This window comes from Psychromonas aquatilis (genome assembly GCF_038155185.1).
GTDB lineage: Bacteria > Pseudomonadota > Gammaproteobacteria > Enterobacterales > Psychromonadaceae > Psychromonas > Psychromonas aquatilis.
In genome coordinates this window covers 1-19,021 of the sequence record NZ_JBAKAZ010000008.1, presented here as the reverse complement: position 1 = coordinate 19,021, position 19,021 = coordinate 1, and the positions used below count along the sequence as shown (strand labels likewise).

The 19,021-nt window shown below is 36.2% G+C and carries 16 protein-coding genes; 11 read left to right on the top strand and 5 right to left on the bottom strand.

Features of this window, described 5'->3' with window-relative positions:
* Positions 1–17: 17 nt before the first annotated feature.
* Both V6256_RS03425 and queF read right to left on the bottom strand, forming a co-directional pair.
* Entirely contained in the window at positions 18–2,228 is a 2,211-nt protein-coding gene (locus V6256_RS03425) for a tetratricopeptide repeat protein (protein WP_341596659.1), read from the bottom strand.
* Positions 2,229–2,289: 61 nt separating this feature from the next.
* Entirely contained in the window at positions 2,290–3,147 is an 858-nt protein-coding gene (gene queF, locus V6256_RS03420) for an NADPH-dependent 7-cyano-7-deazaguanine reductase QueF (RefSeq protein WP_341596658.1), read from the bottom strand.
* 105 nt (positions 3,148–3,252) lie between these two features.
* On the opposite strand from queF, the gene syd reads away from it, so the two are divergent.
* The 4 genes from syd to V6256_RS03400 all read left to right on the top strand — a co-directional run bounded on the left by syd (position 3,253) and on the right by V6256_RS03400 (position 6,465).
* Positions 3,253–3,810, top strand: a complete 558-nt coding sequence (syd, locus tag V6256_RS03415; protein ID WP_341596657.1) for a SecY-interacting protein — start codon at positions 3,253–3,255, stop codon at positions 3,808–3,810.
* Between the two features lie 80 nt (positions 3,811–3,890).
* Complete coding sequence (locus V6256_RS03410; protein ID WP_341596656.1) at positions 3,891–4,775, top strand: DMT family transporter; 885 nt, start codon at positions 3,891–3,893, stop codon at positions 4,773–4,775.
* Positions 4,776–5,118: 343 nt separating this feature from the next.
* Positions 5,119–5,967, top strand: coding sequence for a PA4780 family RIO1-like protein kinase (locus tag V6256_RS03405; protein ID WP_341596655.1), 849 nt, complete (start codon positions 5,119–5,121; stop codon positions 5,965–5,967).
* A 60-nt stretch (positions 5,968–6,027) separates the two neighbouring features.
* Entirely contained in the window at positions 6,028–6,465 is a 438-nt protein-coding gene (locus V6256_RS03400; protein ID WP_341596654.1) for a tellurite resistance TerB family protein, read from the top strand.
* Here V6256_RS03400 and V6256_RS03395 read toward each other — a convergent pair whose 3' ends face one another.
* Positions 6,466–7,023: a GNAT family N-acetyltransferase gene (locus V6256_RS03395; RefSeq protein ID WP_341596653.1), complete on the bottom strand. Its 558-nt coding sequence runs from the start codon at positions 7,021–7,023 to the stop codon at positions 6,466–6,468.
* A gap of 103 nt (positions 7,024–7,126) precedes the next feature.
* On the opposite strand from V6256_RS03395, the gene V6256_RS03390 reads away from it, so the two are divergent.
* Both V6256_RS03390 and V6256_RS03385 read left to right on the top strand, forming a co-directional pair.
* A complete protein-coding gene (locus V6256_RS03390) occupies positions 7,127–7,756 on the top strand; it encodes an alpha/beta family hydrolase (RefSeq protein WP_341596652.1) in 630 nt (209 codons plus the stop codon).
* Between the two features lie 187 nt (positions 7,757–7,943).
* On the top strand, positions 7,944–9,011 hold the full coding sequence (locus V6256_RS03385; RefSeq protein WP_341596651.1) for a branched-chain amino acid aminotransferase: 1,068 nt from the start codon (positions 7,944–7,946) through the stop codon (positions 9,009–9,011).
* A 40-nt stretch (positions 9,012–9,051) separates the two neighbouring features.
* Here the strand turns inward: V6256_RS03385 and V6256_RS03380 are convergent, their stop codons facing one another.
* Positions 9,052–10,020, bottom strand: coding sequence for a LysR substrate-binding domain-containing protein (locus tag V6256_RS03380; RefSeq protein ID WP_341596650.1), 969 nt, complete (start codon positions 10,018–10,020; stop codon positions 9,052–9,054).
* 112 nt (positions 10,021–10,132) lie between these two features.
* Between V6256_RS03380 and V6256_RS03375 the strand changes: the two genes are divergently transcribed.
* Together V6256_RS03375 and V6256_RS03370 are read left to right on the top strand one after the other, a co-directional pair.
* Positions 10,133–11,335, top strand: coding sequence for a multidrug effflux MFS transporter (locus V6256_RS03375; protein ID WP_341596649.1), 1,203 nt, complete (start codon positions 10,133–10,135; stop codon positions 11,333–11,335).
* Positions 11,336–11,457: 122 nt separating this feature from the next.
* On the top strand, positions 11,458–11,919 hold the full coding sequence (locus V6256_RS03370) for a GAF domain-containing protein (RefSeq protein ID WP_341596648.1): 462 nt from the start codon (positions 11,458–11,460) through the stop codon (positions 11,917–11,919).
* Between the two features lie 166 nt (positions 11,920–12,085).
* On the opposite strand, the gene mutS is transcribed toward V6256_RS03370, so the two are convergent.
* Complete coding sequence (gene mutS, locus V6256_RS03365; RefSeq protein WP_341596647.1) at positions 12,086–14,680, bottom strand: DNA mismatch repair protein MutS; 2,595 nt, start codon at positions 14,678–14,680, stop codon at positions 12,086–12,088.
* A 45-nt stretch (positions 14,681–14,725) separates the two neighbouring features.
* Between mutS and V6256_RS03360 the strand changes: the two genes are divergently transcribed.
* The 3 genes from V6256_RS03360 to recA all read left to right on the top strand — a co-directional run bounded on the left by V6256_RS03360 (position 14,726) and on the right by recA (position 18,805).
* Positions 14,726–15,217, top strand: coding sequence for a CinA family protein (locus tag V6256_RS03360; protein WP_341596646.1), 492 nt, complete (start codon positions 14,726–14,728; stop codon positions 15,215–15,217).
* A gap of 361 nt (positions 15,218–15,578) precedes the next feature.
* Complete coding sequence (locus V6256_RS03355; protein WP_341596645.1) at positions 15,579–17,654, top strand: sensor domain-containing protein; 2,076 nt, start codon at positions 15,579–15,581, stop codon at positions 17,652–17,654.
* Between the two features lie 101 nt (positions 17,655–17,755).
* On the top strand, positions 17,756–18,805 hold the full coding sequence (gene recA / locus V6256_RS03350; RefSeq protein ID WP_341596644.1) for a recombinase RecA: 1,050 nt from the start codon (positions 17,756–17,758) through the stop codon (positions 18,803–18,805).
* Positions 18,806–19,021: the final 216 nt, after the last annotated feature.

Here is a 19,021-nt window from a genome sequence, read left to right as displayed (position 1 = left end):
GAATAAAACTTGTTAGATTACTGTCGTTTTAAAATAGGCCAGTTTATGGTCGTTGTTGGATGGCTAGACTTGATCTTAACGATACCTTTATCAATCCCCGTTTGCCCTAATGTCCATAAATCACCATCAAAAAAGGCTGGCTGTATTTTTTCAATAGCATAAAGCTCTAGCCAGCTGCTTTGTTGTGTTTTTTCTTGGATCTGGCAAGCACCGTATAATGCTAAACTAGTTAAATTGAGCATGCGCTCAGGTGCAATCGCACGAGACACATTATTTAAAAATGGAAAGGCAACGATACCGCTAGCGATTTGAGATTGCAGTTTATATTTATGAGTGAATTTTTTGAAAAAGCATTCAATATCTAATGCGAATCGTTCGGCTTCACCTCTATCTGCTTGTTCTGAAATAAATAATAGTTGATTATCTCTTACTTGAATAACTTGTGTGTCATCAGCGCAATATTCACGTAACTCATTACCTAAAGCAATTTCTATGGTTTCTGAGTTAAATAGGCCTTTATTGGCGTTTAAGTTATTTAAAAAAGGTAAATAAACGAGTGCATAAAATAGAGGTTTGCCTTGGTATTGGTATTCATAGTTTTGCACTTGTAGCTGGTGCGACGGTAATTTAGTGCGAGGATTAAATTGTAATTTCTGCGATGCTAAATATTCAGACTCTTTTAATTCTCGAGTGCGTCTAACGAACAGCGTGATCACCACTATGCTCAGTAATAATAAAATAAGCACAAAATAAGTAATATTCTCAAATCGATTATTTTTTAATAATAACTGGTTGTTTTTTGTTTCTAGCTGGATCTGTTGTTGAGTTTGCTCAATGAGTTGGAATTGCTCATTAATTTTTAATTGTTGTAATTTAAATAACTTTTCTTTGATGGCGTTTTGTAGGGTATGAAAGTTTTTAAAATAAAAATTGGCTTGTTGATGATCGCCAGCTAATTCATAACTGAGCGCGAGCATTTCAAAGGCTTTAACACGTAATTCAGGAAGATCTCCTTTTGCTAAGGCTAAGACTCTTTCTAATTGTAAAATAGCTAACCCGGTATTTTTATTACGGATGTTAAGTTGAGCAAGTAACAAAACACTTTCTGTTTGTTGTTCTATTCTGTTTAATTTTTTAAAGAGATTACGTGCATTTTGTAGATATTTTTGTGCTAATACTGCATTTTTTTCAATATCATTTGGCATTGATGCATAGGTACGACCTAATTCCAAATATGTATAAGCGAGTAATTTTTTATTTTTCTTTTCTATCAATTCAATCGCATTAAAAAGATAAATAGTCGCTTGATTAAATTCATTGTTTTGACGTTTTAATACAGCAAATCGGATTAAACTGTCTGCTTGTTCTACGTAATTCTCGGTCTTTAATAATACTTCTACGCGTTGACTGGCAAAACTAATGGCATGTGTATATCGATGATTTTCTTGGTATAAATTCGCAAGGCTTTTTTTGACTAGGCTACTCAGTTTAATCAACTTAGCGCTATCAGCTAAATTATTAGCGGTTTGAAAGTGTCCTATCGCTAATTGTTGTTGATTAATTTGATAATAGTAGTGGCCATAATAATAAGCTAACCAGGCAAAAAGTTTAGTGTTGGTTGTATTTTTTAAATTATTTTTAACAATACCTAAAGATTTATTGGCTAATTGATATTGATGAGTTTCTAACGCCAGTTTGGTGATTGATAAATTTAAAAGGTCGCCCATGTGCTGGAAGTTAAATTGTTTATCTTGCTCAATGGTGACTAAAGCGTCTTGCATCATCTTGATAAGTGTTTGATTGTTTAATGCAGGTCGCTCTGAACTAGGGATAGAACCAGCAATCAGATTCAGTGATCGCATACGGTCTATTGCTGTATTGGGTGTTTTTAATAGTGGCATTAATATAGATAATGCTTTTTCGTAATTTTCTACTTCAATATAACAAGATGCGAGCAGCTGTAACGGGGCTTGGTTTTGTGTTCTATTTACTGGAACAAATGCCTTACTTGAGCTCATTCTTTGTGGTCCAGTTGCAGTTGGCAGTGCTGCTACTTTATCAACAAAGGCGGTAACGTCTTTAATACACGTGAGCGGTTTTGTTTGGCGGTTTTCATAGCTGTCCATGATTGATGCCGGAACAAGGCTACTAGGTAGCTCGATAGCGACCACATGCTGATGAGCAATCAACAGAAAGCTTGTTAAAAGTGTTCTAGGAAAAAAACTCATCGCTACTGAAAACCTTATCAAAAATGCTATAAATATATTTCTATAATAACAACATTTATTATTATTGTCGTAGCAAACGCAGATTATCAGGTGTATTGGTAACATTAGTACTACGATAAGGATTAATATCTAAACCTCCACGGCGTGTATACCTTGCATAAACCGTTAACTCTGTGAGTGAGGCATGTGCCATTAAATCACAAAAAATACGCTCAACACACTGCTCATGGAACTCATTATGTTGGCGGAAAGAGATTAAGTATTTTAATAGCTTCTCATGATCTAGGCGTTTACCGGTATAACTAATTTCAATACTTGCCCAGTCAGGTTGACTAGTAATTAAACAATTTGATTTTAATAAATGTGAGTACACACTTTCGCTAATATTCTCACCACCACTTATTCCATCTAAAAATGATGTAGTGAGTGTGTATTCGCTTACATCAATATCTTGAAGATCTAAGTTAGTCCCTGAAAATGTTGTTAGCTGATCTGTTACATTATCTAAATTAGCGTTTAAGCTAACAGCAACAGGTTTATTCGCGCAACGCGAAAGGTCTTCTATTAATACTTTTTGCACAGCCTCTACGCTATCAAAGTGGCTTTGATTAAAACTATTTAAATATAGCTTAAAAGACTTTGATTCAATTAAAAATTCACTGTCAAAAGGGACTTCAACCACGCCTGTAGCGACCATCGGTTTACCTTTAAAGTTTAACCATGAAAGCTCGTAAATATTCCAAAGATCAGTACCGTGAAAAGGCAGTGAATCTGCATTTAATCCTAAATCATTTCGATTCAGGCTACGAGGCACACTTTGTAATAAACTATTATCATAATGGCATTTGTATTCGGTGACTTTCCCAAGTGATAAGTTATTAAGCGTTTCATCTTGGTTATATAAAGGTGAGTTAGGCATTGAAGTTCTCTTTTTATAGGTATGGTTAATCATAAATACAAGACATAACAGCTTGAATCATTACAATGGTCTGTATTGTAACTAAAAAGAAGAATTATTCGAACTATGAATACACAAATCCAAGAACAACTCAGTGCGTTATATCAGCGCCATCAAGCATTATGGGAAACCACGTTTAATACTTTACCTGAAACCGAGTTTGATAATGAGTGGCTTTCTCCTTGTCAAGTGGGTGAAGCATGTGATGGTATGATTAATTGGCAACCTGTTCCTCGACAAGAAAAAGTAGACTTTAGCAATATTGAAAGTGCATTGGAGGTGACGTTACATCCTAGTATTGAAGCGCTCTTTTGTGGTTTTTATAGTGATCATATTGCCTGTGAGTATGAAGGGCATCCTATTGAGTTAATTCAAATTTGGAACGAGCAGGACTTTTCGCTTTTCCAAGAAAATATGATTGCACACTTTATGATGCAAAAACGCCTGAAAAAACCGGCTTCAATGTTTATTGCGAGTTGTAGCGATGAGATGCAAATCATTTCTATTTTAAATGAAACGGGTCAAGTGCAGCTAGAAACATTAGGTAAAAAACAAGAAGCTATTTTAGCTGAATCATTAACTGATTTTTTAAGTCGATTAACACCGGTTATTAAAGACCAGTAATTAAACATTAAATAAATAGCGATAGCAGTAAAGAGTACGATAAACTAGGCTTCTTTTAATTTTTAATAAAGTCTACCATTATGTTTCAAAAAGCTTTTTTATCTATACCTATTAGTTTACGTTTTATGTTGATGTCTGCACTTGCTTTTTCTCTTATGACAGCATGTGTGAAGTTAGTTAGCACTTACAATATTCCTGTTTTTGAGATCGTCGCTGCACGTGCGCTTGTGTCATTAGCGATTAGTTATGCAGATATTAAACGTAAAAAAATACCAGTATGGGGGAATAATAAAAAGTTATTAATTGCCCGTGGTACAGTCGGCACGCTTGCTTTGATTTGTGTTTACTACGCAGTAACCACTATGCCCTTGGCTGAAGCAACATTATTACAATATTTTTATCCTGTTTTTACTGCAATATTGGCGTTTATTTTTCTGAAAGAAAGAATTCAACGTTCAACTTTAGTTTGTATTCTATTATGTTTATTAGGCCTTTTAGCGATGGTAAAGCCTAATTTATCATTACATGATGGCGTCGTATTACCTTGGTTTAGTGTCTTTGTTGCCTTATTAGGTGCCTTAGGTAGCGGTACTGCTTACGTTATCGTTAAACGCCTAAGTAAGTGTGAAGATAGCTCAGTTATCATCTTCTATTTCCCTTTAGTTGCCTTACCCTTATCTCTTTTATTATTAGGTAATGACTTTGTTATGCCGAATGTTGAAGCGCTCATTTTAATGTTATTTGTAGGTATCTTTACGCAAATTGGCCAGGTGGGATTAACCAAAGCGATGCAGACGGAAGTCGCTGCAAAGGTAAGTGCCTTTTCATATGTACAAGTCGTTTTTTCAGCTTTACTGGGGATCTGGGTATTTAATGAAGTCCCTTCAGTATGGACTTTAATAGGTGGTGGGTTAATTATTTTAGGTGCATTAATTAATGTGCTTTTCAAATCTAAACCACAATAAACGATATGGTTAGAGGCAGTGAATACAATCAAAGTGCTTTCATATAATTGTTATTTTGATGGGTAAATCACTGCTGTTAATTTGTGTATATAAACCAGTAATGTAATATATTTTTTGATATCAATTGGATTTTAATAGCATTTTATAGGGCTATACATTCATAACATGATGTTTTAAAGAATACACAATATAGAAAATATTTTGCTCCTAGTTGCTAAGAACCATCGTTTACTAAACAGTGAATTAACGGTATTTACGTTGAACTTTCTGCTGACGACTTGCCTATTGATAGAGATTATTAACGATCCTATGAGCTGCCAACTAATTTAATGAGAATGTTTGAATGAAAATACCTAAAAGAATCCAGCCGTTAGTTGATGATGGTATTGTTGATGATGTACTGCGTCAATTAATGAGTGGCAAAGAAGCCACTGTATATGTTGTACAATGTGGTAGTGAAGTACGCTGTGCTAAAGTTTATAAAGAAGCGAGTAAGCGTAGTTTTAAAAATGCTGTTTTATACAATGAAGGGCGTAAAGTACGTAATGGCCGAAATGCAAGAGCAATGCAAAAGGGCTCAAAATTTGGTCGTGAACAGCAAGAAGAAATTTGGCAGAGTACAGAGGTTGATGCTTTATATAAGTTTGCAGACGCAGGTATTCGCGTGCCAACCCCGTATGGTTGTTTTGGCGGGGTGCTGATTATGGAACTTATTACTGATGCAGAGGGGTATGCGGCACCGCGACTAAATGATGTATCCATGTCGGAACAAGAGGCATTAAAAGATCATGCCCAGATGATGGATTACATTGTGAAAATGTTAAGCCTAGGGATTATTCACGGAGATTTGTCTGAGTTTAATGTTTTGGTTGATGAGCAAGGGCCTGTGATTATTGATTTACCGCAAGCAGTTGATGCCGCTGGTAACAACAATGCTAAAAAAATGTTTTTACGTGATGTGAATAATATGAAACAGTATTACGCTCAATTTGCACCTAGCCTGTCTACGACTCGCTACGGTGATGAAATTTGGGCTATTTTTGAAAGCGGTAACTTAACACCTAAAACAAAACTAACGGGTAATTTTGTTGATTCAGAGATCAATGCCGATGTTGATACTGTGTTAGATGAAATTAACGCCGCTCGTGAAGAAGAGTTAGCGCGATTAGCACGTATCGATAATGCCGATTAAGTTAGCGGTGTGTTTACCATGATATTTTAATAACGCGCTTAATTTTTGACAACGGATAATATGATGATTTCAAATATTAAACATTTTCTAAATAAATTTATTGCCGATGATAGCCCGACATTTGATAGTACATTTGCAACGGTTTGTTTGTTATGTCAAGTTGGACTTGCTGATCAAAAGTGTACACCTGAAGAAGAAAGTGCAATTGTCAGAAGTTTATCTAAGCTGGTTAATATTGATAAAGCAAACGCTAATGAGTTATTAAAAATAGGCATGAACGCAGCAAAAGAGAGCAATTCTGTCTTCGATTTTACTTCGCAACTTGTCGAGTTAGATGCACAAAGTCGAACTGCCTTAATTGAAGCAATGTGGCGAGTTGCTTATGCCGATGGTTATCTTGATGAGATGGAAGAAGCATTGATTCGTAAAGTGGCTAACCTTATTTATGTTAACCATAGTGATTTTATTCGCACCAAGTTACTAGTACAGCCTGCCTAGTTAAGCTTTTAATTCACAGTCTCTTTTTAATAAAAGATCTATTTGTATATCACCACCCATATCAAAGTTGTGTTGGCTAAACTGTATAAAGCCCATTTTTTTATAAAATGCTAATGCTGAATAATTATGTTCCCATACACCAAGCCAAAGATATTGCTTTTGTTGTTGCTTGGCTCTTTCAATTGCAAAAGCGATCATTTCTCTGCCTAAACCTTTACCTATTGCACTATTGAGGATATAAATTTTTTCTACCTCAAGTGCGTCAGGATCAAAAATGTCTGTCTGTGCAGCACCGATATTTAGCTTTAAAAAGCCAGCGGGTATATTTTGCTGTTTATCATTATCACTTGAATAGATGAAATAAAACTCACTTTCATCATTTTGCAATTGCGACGAGAGTAATGGCAGGTTCAATGATGCTTGGTAATACTTTTGTAGTAATGCTTCACTATTAGATTCTGCAAAGGTTTCTTGATAAGTTTGAATCGCTAAGTCTTGTAATAATTGTACTTGCTCTAAGGTACATTTCTGCAGTTTATTAGCTGTTATAGATTGCATTAACTTTTCCTTTTCAATTATTAAGCAGAATATTAAACAGGTTTAATATACCATTATGCAACTTAAATAATCGTAATCATTCACCTTGATATGAGAGAGCAATATGCAGCTTATTTTTGATGGCCCAGCGTCAGGACCTTTATTTGTTTTTTCCCATGGGGCTGGTGCGCCTTTAAACTCGGAGTTTATGCAGCAGGTAACGGAAGGGCTAGTGGGCAAAGGCATACGTGTTGTTCGTTTTAATTATGCTTATATGCAACAACGAGTCGATACAGGAAGTCGCCGACCACCAGAGCGAGCGCCAGCTTTAATTAAACAATTTTTAGAGGTGGTCACTTCTCTTGACCAGCCGATGGTGATTGGTGGGAAATCGATGGGAGGAAGAATGGCGACTTTATTAGAAAGTGAAACCTCTCCTGAACTTGTATCTAATGTAAAAGGAATTGCCTGCTTGGGTTATCCTTTTCATCCGCAAGGAAAACCTGAAAAATTACGTACTGAGCATTTACCACTTATTGAGAAACCTGTTGCTATTATTCAAGGGACGCGTGATAAGTTAGGTAATAAAGAAGAGGTTGAGCAGTACGCGTTACCTAGTCATTTCCAATATTGTTGGTTAGAGGATGGTGATCATGATTTAAAACCAAGAATAAAAAGCGGATTTACTCATCAACAGCATATTCAGTCTTGCATTAATTACTTAGCGGACTATATTATTACCTGCTTAAAATAGACTGACACAAACATTATTTCGATTTTTCAATAACAATGATATTTTAAATAAACTCTATAATATGATTTTTTTATAAAAGAAATCTGGATGTATCGTTGATTATTTCTTAGAATCTCTTTCCGGTCGACAAAGATGCAATTATTTTACACACCTTGTCGAAAAGTATTCAGATAAAGAAGGTAGTTACATGTCCATTGATATCAATCCGCTAGCAGTTGCAGAGCGCAATGCTTGTCCAGCAGAGTTTAGTTTCGGTGAAGTATTTGCCGACCATATGTTTACTCAAACTTATGACTTGCAACAAAAATGGTCAAACGCTGAAGTAAAACCTTATCAAATGCTGCAATTGAACCCATCAGCGTCGGTATTACATTATGGGCAAGAAATTTTTGAAGGGTTAAAAGCATATAGAACAAAAGAAGGCGAGATTAATTTATTCCGTCCTCGTGAAAATTTCAAACGTTTTAACCGTTCTGCTGCGCGTATGGTAATGCCAGAGGTTGATGTTGAGTTTCACCTTGAAGCATTGATGGAACTGTTAAAAATAGATAATAAATGGGTACCGGAAAAAGATGGTACATCATTATATATTCGTCCGACTATGATTGCGACAGGTGCAAAATTAGGCCTAGGCGCGAGTGATCAATACCTACACTTTATTATTACTGGCCCTGCTGGCGCTTATTTTAAAGACGGTTTTGCGCCGGTTTCTGTTTATGTTGCTGACAAGTACCGCCGTGCTGTTGTAGGTGGTGTTGGCGAAGCTAAAACAGGTGGTAATTACTCTGCTAGTTTATACATGTCTGAAGATGTTGCGGCAAAAGGTTACTCTCAAGTACTTTGGTTAGATGCAATCCATGGTAAATACATTGAAGAAGTAGGTGCGATGAATATCTGTTTTGTTTACGGTGATCATATTGTGACACCTAAATTAAGCGGCAGTATTTTACCAGGTATTACACGTGACTCTATTTTACAACTTGCACCGACATTAGGGTACACAGTTGCTGAAGAACAACTCGATATTGAAGAGATCCTAGCTGATATTAAGAGTGGCAAAATAACTGAAGCATTTGGTTGTGGTACTGCGGCTGTTATCTCTCCAGTCGGTAAACTGTGCTGGAAAGATGTCGATTATGAAATTAATGGTAATAAAGCCGGTGAAGTTTCTCGTAACTTATATGATGAGTTAACAGGGATTCAATATGGTTTACGCGAAGATAAATTTGGCTGGATAGAAAAAGTAAAATATTAATCTTATCCATTCTTTAAAAAGGCGCTTCTAGCGCCTTTTTTTATCCTTCTTGTTTAGCATAGATATTAGCAACACTGTCACAAATCATTTCTCTTACCCATTTATGACCAGGCTCATCGGTATTGCGTTGATGCCATAATAAAGCATAAGCCATTTCATAAAATTTAAAAGGTAAAGGGACCTCCACTAAGGGATAGAGCTTTTGTGCATGATTTACAAAGCATGAGGGTAAGGTAAAAATTAAGTTACTGTGTGCACACACACTTGCTGCGCCATAAAAGTCAGGTAAGGTGCAAATAATCTTACGCTGTTTATTTTGTTTTTCTAAAAAGTAGTCTATTGCCCATAGATTGTTTCCTTCACAACATGCCTGTAAATGATCAAATCCTAAATAACTCTGTAGATCCCATCGCCCTTGGTCTAATAATGCTAATGCAGGATGGTTTTGATTAACTAAACACGTTTGTTGATCATGGAATAATAAGGTGTGTGCAATACCAGTTGGTAGATTTTGTGTGTTTAAACGTTGATCATCATAAAAGTCAATGCCAGTGATAGCGAAGTCTACTTTTCCTTGTTGTAAATTTTGTAGCGAATTATCTCCCCAGTTAAGAAAGTCTAAATGTAGATTACTCGCTTGTTGAAAGAGAGGGGCAATAAAAGAGGGTAATAATGTCGCGTATGCACTTTCTAACATGCTAATTGAAAAATGCCGATTACTCGTTGCAGGATCAAAGCTTGGAGGCTGGCTTATTTGCGATAGACCTTGTAATAACGTGGCTAAATTTTGTTTTACTTGCAGCGCATGAGTCGTGGGTTTTAAGCCATGTGCTGTGCGCGTAAATAGTGGATCTTGTAAGGTTTCTCTCAAGCGAGATAAGCTTTTACTTAAAGCTGACTGACTAAGGTTTAAGCGAATAGCTGCTCTTGTTACACTTTCTTCTTCTAATAATACTTGCAAAATAACCAGTAAATTTAAATCAGTACGTATGAGTTTATCGAGATCCATAGATATTCCTGTAGAGAAATTCAGATTTGAATTAATATCATTTCTGTTCATATCATAGCTGATTTAAACTGCGCGTGTTATTAATCTATAACTTTTATTTAAAGAGAGTGTTATGAGTCGTAAGCTTTTACCAATTTTAATGATGATGGTGGTGTTAAGTCCATTAGCCATTGATATCTACCTACCATCCATGCCAGAGATGGCGCGCGAGTTTTCTGTATCCGATACACAAGTACAATCAACGTTGGTTTTATTTATTTTTTCAATGGGTATTGGACAAATTTTAATTGGTCCTTTAGCTGACCGATTCGGACGGAGACCGATTGCGTTAGCTGGTATCTGTTTATATATTGCCAGTAGTTTATTTGCAGTAAGCGTGGTGCAATTTGAGTACCTACAATTAGCGCGAGTTTTACAAGGTATTGCAGCCTGCGCGACTTCTATTGTTGTTTTTAGTGCTGTGAGAGATCGTTTCAATGCACAACAAAGTGCTCATTATTATAGTTACTTAAACGGGGTTATTTGTGTTGTACCAGCTTTAGCACCAACATTAGGTGGGTTTCTTGCCTTACATTTTGGCTGGCGATCTACTTTTTTATTCATGGCGATAGTGGCAATACTGGTGTTGTTTGTCGTGGCTTTTAAATTACCTGAAACAAGACCTGAGCATGCTAATAACCACACTGCATTATATCGTTGGGCTCGTTACCAACCTATTTTATCGAATAGCCAATTTGTATTTTATGCATCAACCTGCATGATTGGTATGGCCAGCATTTTAACTTATGTCTCTTATGCACCTAGCTGGATTATAAAACACTTAGAATTGAGTGAATTAACCTTTAGTTATTTATTTGGCTTTAATGCCTTAATTAACATTGCGGCTTGTTTTTTAGCACCCAAAGTTATTAAGAAGATAGGTAATCATCTTACTGTGAGTTATGCATTATGGCTGATGGTTTTATCTGCATTATTACAATTTTTAGTACAGTTACTTACATTAGAAAATTCATTATTAGCAGCCATATTATTTATGTTACCGATGTTATTTTTATGTGTAGGCTTTGCTTTATTACTGGGACCTGCAACATCTATGGCGTTAAGTGCCTTTGGTGAGCGAGCGGGGACTGCCAGTGCTTTATTAGGTTGTATCCAAATGAGTGGAGCGGCATTACTGACTGGCTTATTACAGCAAACGCATTTATTAGCACCGAATGCCAGTATTGTGATGATTGGCGGTGGCAGTATTTTATTAATCATCTTAATGTGGTTACCAAATGTTAAACATTGGCACCAACAATCTGTAACCGAATAAGCGCCAATTTAACGTTCATTTTAGTAGTGCTGTAAACACTAATATATATGTTAAAGCTATTAGCGCAGTCATAAACAGTTTGTTATTGTCTAATCAGGCGAATTAATGTTGAGGTAAAGGTGATGATTGATAATATTTTTGACGATGAACAGACACAACAAAAGATTGATGAAATTGCCAAAAAATCCGGTGTAAGCTCTATTTTAGTGATGAAGTCACATGACAATGAAATGGAAGTTGTCTTAAGTGGCGGTGAGCAAGGGAAAGAGATTTACCATGCTCGTGATAAAGGCAAAAAAAGTACACATTCCGATGGCAAGCACGCGCTATATTGTGAGCGTGTGGTTAATACCAATGAAGTATTAGAAGTTCAAGATGCGGCTCAAGACGCGGATTGGAAAGATAATGAAGATTTAACTGAATTTGGTCTTGGAACATACCTAGGTTTGCCCATTGAAAAAGAAGGGACTGTGGTCGGAACCGTTTGTGCTTTAAATAATCAACCAATCGATTTTGAAGGTGAAGAGTACAGTGTCTTAGATCAATTAAAAAAATTGAAGGGTGAGATTGAAGAGAAAATATAACTTCTTTCTATACGCTCATTAAAGTTAAGCCCAAAAATAAAAAAGCGACTCTTTGAGTCGCTTTTTTAATAATGAGAATATGCAGATTGAGAGCTACTAGCGGCAGCGATTCAATAACGATATTAAAACAGAGTTTTATGACAGTTATATTGCTGCTTATTCATTTTTATAGTTGCTCTTTTAATTGGTAAAGCATTGCTAGCGCTTGTTTAGGACTAAGATCATCTGGATCAACGCTTTCCAATAAGGTCACTGCTTTGTGTGCAACTGGTTCTGGAAGCGCTAAATCTATCTGTTTTTCTACCTTATCTAGTTGTTCATTTTGCATTTCAAGGTTGCTTTGGGTTTGCAATGAAGATGCTTCTAATTGTGCTAATTTAGCTTTTGCACTATTGAGTACAGGTTTAGGCACCCCAGCTAGCGCTGCCACTTGCAATCCATAACTCTTATTCGCAGCGCCGTCTTGTAAAGAATGTAGGAAGGCGATGCTATCTCCGTGCTCTACGGCATCTAAGTGCACATTAACTAATTCAGGTATGGTCTCTGGTAATTGTGTTAATTCAAAGTAATGGGTAGCGAATAGAGTATAAGCTTGGATTTTTTCTGCTAGTTGCTCTGCACAAGCCCAAGCTAATGAAAGCCCATCAAACGTACTTGTACCACGACCAATTTCATCCATTAATACTAACGAGTGTGGCGTCGCATTATGTAAAATATTTGCCGTTTCAGTCATTTCCACCATAAAGGTCGAGCGACCACTTGCTAGATCGTCAGAAGCACCAATTCGTGTAAAGATACGATCAATAGGACCGATCACAGCACTTTCTGCTGGAATGAAGCTACCAATATGTGCCATTAGTACCATTAAAGCGACTTGGCGCATGTAAGTAGATTTACCGCCCATATTCGGACCGGTAATAATTAACATACGACGTTGATAGTTTAAGTCTACTGGATTCGCAATAAACGGTGTTTTACTCACTTGTTCAACGACGGGATGGCGACCTTCTTGTATTTGTATACCGCTGTCTTGTTGTAAAATAGGGCGTACATAATTTAAAGTGAGTGCGCGTTCTGTTAACGTGTTTAATACATCTAGTTCAGCCAATGCTTTTGCTGTGAATTGTAAGCTCTTTAGGTGTGGCAATAATAAATCAATAAGCTGCTCATAAAGCTTTTTCTCTAGAGCAAGTGCTTTACCTTGGCTAGAAAGCACTTTCTCTTCATGCTCTTTTAATTCCGCAATAATATAACGTTCAGCGCCTTTTAATGTTTGGCGTCGAATATAATGTTCAGGCACATTTTCTGATTGGCTACGACTGATCTCAATAAAGTATCCATGTACTCGGTTATAGCCTACTTTTAAAGTACTAATTCCAGTGCTTTCACGCTCACGTTTTTCTAATGCTTCTAAATAGTCAGTTGCCCCCTTGGAAAGGTTTCGCCAATGGTCAAGCTCTTCATTGTAACCCGCTTTAATAACGCCACCATCACGAATAATAACTGGTGGATTATCAATTACAGCGCGCTCTAGTAGATCTAATAGCTCAGGGTAGTTCCCCATCTCTTTACTTAAGGTAGCAACTAAATCATTAGGTAGCTCAGCAATTAAATTTTGTAGTTCAGGCAATAGTGAAAATGCACAGCGTAGGCGTGTTAAGTCGCGTGGTCGAGCAGAGCGTAGAGCGAGTCGGGCAATAACACGTTCAATATCACCAATTTGCTTTAATGGTAGTGATAAAGCCGTTGTTAAATCAAACTCCATGAGTGTTTGGATCATGGTTTGACGGTAATTTAATATAGAAATATCGCGGATCGGCTGGTGGATCCAACGCTTTAACAAACGACTTCCCATAGGCGTTACTGTGGTGTCTAACACCTGTGCTAGTGTGTTATCAGTGCCGCCAGCTAAGTTAAATGTAAGTTCTAAATTACGACGAGTTGCAGCATCTAAAATAACCGTATCTGTATTTTGCTCTAAGGTAATGGATTGAATATGGCTTAATGCAGTACGTTGGGTATCTTTTAAATATTGTAATAACGCACCAGCAGCACAAATAGCAAAATGTGCTTTTTCAATACCAAAGCCAATCAAGTCTTTAGTGCCTAATTGTTGAGTTAAGATATTTTTACAGGTTGCTAATTCAAACTCCCATTCAGGGCGGCGGCGAATAGTTGGTAAGTGCTCTATTAATTCCATGCTTTCAAAGTTATCAGGATATAAAAGCTCAGCAGGGCTCAAGCGTTGCAATTCAGCTTGCAGTGCATCAGCTTTATCAACCTCATTAACAATGAAACGACCGCTACCGATATCTAAAGAGGCAATACCAAATTGCTCGCCTAATTGGTAAACACTACATAATAAGTTATCTTGTTTATCATCTAATAAGGCTTCATCAGTAATTGTACCAGGCGTGATAATACGTACTATTTTACGCTCAACAGGGCCTTTAGTGGTTGCTGGGTCACCGACTTGCTCACAAATGGCAACTGACTCACCTAAATTAATGAGCTTAGCAAGGTAACCTTCTACACTATGATATGGCACACCAGCCATGGGAATCGCATTACCACCTGTTTTTCCTCGTTGAGTAAGTGATATGCCCAATAATTGAGATGCTTTACGAGCATCATCAAAAAATAATTCGTAAAAGTCACCCATGCGGTAAAACAGTAAGGTGTCAGGGACTTCACTTTTTAAGGTTAAAAACTGCTGCATCATTGGAGTATGCTGTTTTAATTCTTGCGCTGTTGGCTTCATAATGAATACACTTAATATAACTATTTCTAAAAAAGGCGGAAAATTATGTTTCCTGAAAAAACCGTTACAGAATTGGCGCAAGTATTAGGTCAAAAGCTAACGCAAGCAGGCTTAGTTTTATGCACTGCTGAATCCTGTACCGGAGGTGGTGTAGCATACGCTATTACAGAAATTTCTGGAAGTTCACAGTGGTTTGATCGTAGTTTTATTACCTATAGCAATAATGCTAAAAATGAGATGCTAGATGTAGACCTTGATTTAATTAATGAATTTGGTGCGGTATCAAAAGAGGTCGTTAATGCGATGGCTACTGGCGCAGTCAAAAACTCAAATGCAGATATATCGGTTGCAATTAGTGGGATTGCTGGTCCTAATGGCGGTAGTCAAGAAAAGCCAGTAGGCACTGTTTGTATTGCTTGGTATTATGGGCAACACAAATGTAAAAGTGAAACTTTCTTATTCACTGGTGATCGAGCTAAAATTAGATTACGCGCGATTAAAGCTACATTATTAGGTTTGTTAAAAGAGCTTGAATAATTTAAAAAACGCCAATGACTTTTGTCTTTAGTCATTTTATTTTTCATTAAACTTATATCTTTAAAATTTGCCAAGCTAATACTTATTATGTATTCATATAATGTTGCAAAAGATAAATGATTGGACCTATTTTATGCGTAATGTGTTTTCAAATACTTTAATTGCTTCACAGCTCCCTGTATGGCCCTTAAAGTTGTTTTTTGTGGTGTCCATAGTTTTATCGATAGTAGGCGTAGTGCTATGCAGCCATACAAAAGATATTGAATTCCTGTATTTTTTTATTTTCTTTCTGATCTTCACTTTTATTACATTAGGCCTTTTTGGTTATTGGTTATTAAGCCTTTTAAATAACAGAAATACGGTGATTAAAGATATCTTCGATGCGATTCCTCAACCCATAATGATTAAAGATCATGAAGGTAAGTATATTTTTAGTAACCAGTACTTAGCGACACTTTATGGTTCTAAAGCAGAAGAAATGCTAGGAAAAGAAGACGTAGATTTCACCGGGAATAAGAAAGAGTCTGAATATTTTAAAAACAGTGTTAAAGAGGTTATTAAACAGTCTCAACCTGAGATTGTCTATGAAACTTTTACCGATATTGAAACAGGGAAACCCCATCATTATCAGTCATATAAAGTTCCTTTTTTAAATAGTGCAAAAAAGCATAATGTTATTATTTTTGCACATGAAATTACTGAACTTTCAATTTTAAAAGGGTACGTAAATAGAGCCCAAAAACGTTTAGTTGACGCATTAGATGTATCGCAAGAAGGGCTATGGGAGTGGAATACAAAGAATAATACCGTATTACATAACAAATGGTGGAACGTGATTACTGGGGTAAAAAAAAGCGATGAATCTTTTGAAGAGTTTCAACGTTGTATCTTGGATGAAGATAAAAGCATTGTGAATGATGCAATTACTCAGCTCATTGAGGAAAATAAACCCTACAATATTGAATTTAGAATGAAACGCCCTGACGGGAAAGTTATATGGGTTTGGGACAGAGGGAGAGTTGCTGAGCTTGATGAGAATGGTAAAGCGCTTTGGGTTGTTGGGCTCGTAGATGATATTACTGAGAAGAAGTATAACCAGCAAAAAGTAGAGTCGCTTGCTTATTATGATGCATTAACCAATTTACCTAATCGTGTTCTATTGGATAAAGACTTAAAAGCTGCAATTGAAGATAGTTATACTAATGATCGATATGGCGCAGTACTGTTTTTTGATTTAGACCGATTTAAGTTTCTTAATGATACCTATGGTCATCACATGGGAGACAGATTGTTAATTCAAGTGGCTAACCGTCTTAAAAATATAATTGAAGGGCATGGAAGTGTTGCACGATTTGGAGGAGACGAGTTTGTTGCTATCTTAACTGATCTCGATTCAACTCCTGAAATTGCTACTAAACAAGCACAAAAATTTGCTGAAAAAATAAGAAAGAAAATCGCAGCGGTAATTCATTTGAGTAGTGAAATTAAAGACATCAATATAGAGTACTCAATTACAACAAGTATTGGCGGAGTTATTTTTAAATCACCTGACATAACGCCAGATAGATTACTTCAATTAGCTGACTTAGCACTATACCACGTCAAAAATGGAGGTAAGAATGATGCACTTATTTTTGATTTGAACATGCAAAAAGAATTAGATCGCACTAGCTCACTACAAAAATCCATGCGAGACTCTCTTGAGAATGGTGACTTTTGTATTCATCTACAAGGAAAATATAATCAACAAAAAACGCTGATTGGTGCGGAAGCGTTAGTGCGTTGGGAGCACCCTGAATATGGTTTTATTTCCCCATTAAAACTGATTGGTATTGCTGAGGAGATTAATTTAATTGTACCCGTTGGTAACTTTGTATTGCATCAAGCCTGTACTATACTCAAAGCATGGCAAAGTAAGAATAATACCAAACATTTAACCTTAGCCGTTAATTTAAGCGCTCAGCAAATTTGGCAAGAAGACTTCACTGACAATATTATTGGTATTATTGAGCAGTATAAACTTGACCACAGTAAATTAATTTTGGAAATTACTGAGTCAGTATTATTACGAGATATGAATGATGCAGTGAAAAAACTGCTTATCTTGAAAAATTATGGTTTGTACCTTTCTTTGGATGATTTTGGGACAGGTTATTCATCATTAAGTTATTTAAAATCCTTACCTATTGATGAAATTAAGATTGATAAGTCTTTTGTTAATGACATTATCGATGATTCTCAGGCTAAAATGATGGTGAAATCTATTGTAGATTTAGGCAATAATTTTAATTTAAATATTGTTTCTGAAGGTGTAGAAACCGAGAAACAGTTTAACGCATTAATACCCTATAATATTGATGTATATCAGGGGTTTTACTTCTCTAAACCATTAGATCTGGCGAGCTTTGAACAGTTGCTTATTGAAAGCTATTCATGAGTGATTGCTGAGAATAAACAAATATTAATACAAAAAACTTGATACTGTGTAAATGTTCATTATACTGAGTGAATATACAGTATAAATATACCGGAGATAAAATGAGTCAAGACGCAAATAAAGATAAAGCATTAGCGGCGGCATTAGGCCAAATTGAAAAACAATTTGGTAAAGGTTCTATCATGCGTCTTGGAGACGGTGCAGCAGCCATGATGGAAATAGAATCTGTATCAACAGGTTCATTAGGGCTAGATGTAGCTTTAGGCATAGGTGGTCTACCTTATGGCCGTGTTGTTGAAATTTACGGTCCAGAAAGCTCAGGTAAAACAACATTAACATTACAAGTTATTGCTGAAGCGCAAAAACAAGGTAAAACCTGTGCATTTATCGATGCCGAGCATGCACTTGATCCAAGTTATGCGAGAAAATTAGGTGTAAATGTTGATGACCTATTAATTTCTCAACCTGATACTGGTGAACAAGCTTTAGAGATTTGTGACATGTTAGTTCGTTCTGGCGCAGTGGGCGTAGTGATTGTCGACTCTGTTGCTGCATTAACACCTAAAGCTGAAATTGAAGGTGATATGGGCGACTCACACATGGGTCTGCAAGCGCGTTTAATGTCACAGGCTTTACGTAAGTTAACTGGTAATATTAAACAAACTAATACAATGTGTATTTTCATTAACCAAATTCGTATGAAAATTGGTGTGATGTTCGGTAACCCAGAAACAACAACGGGTGGTAATGCACTGAAGTTTTACGCTTCTGTTCGTTTAGATATTCGTCGAATTGGTTCAGTTAAAAGTGGCGATGAAATCACTGGTAATGAAACACGTGTTAAAGTCGTTAAAAACAAAGTATCACCACCATTTAAACAAGCTGAATTCCAAATCTTATATGGTGAAGGAATTAATAACTACGGCGAGTTAATTGATTTAGGTGTTAAACAAGAGTTAGTTGAAAAGTCAGGCTCTTGGTATGCATATAATGGCAGCAAGATTGGCCAGGGTAAAACAAATGCTTGTAAGTTTTTACAAGAAAACCCAGATGCAGCTGCTGAGTTAGATGCAAAATTACGTGAGATCTTACTGGTTAAACCTGATTTATCTGCAGAATCAAAACAAGTTGAAGCTGAGCTACCTGAATAAACATACTATTTAGAAAGTAAAGTGAGACTAATAAAAAGCGATGCTATTTAGCATCGCTTTTTTGTTGCTGGAAAGTAATTAGACTAGTTTTTTTAATGGAATAACTTCGCTAACAAATACTATTGATAGCTGCTAGAGAAAATCTTACTTTTTATTCACCGATATTAATACCAATTATATTAAATAAGTGATCTAAATTTTGCGCAGAAAAAATGA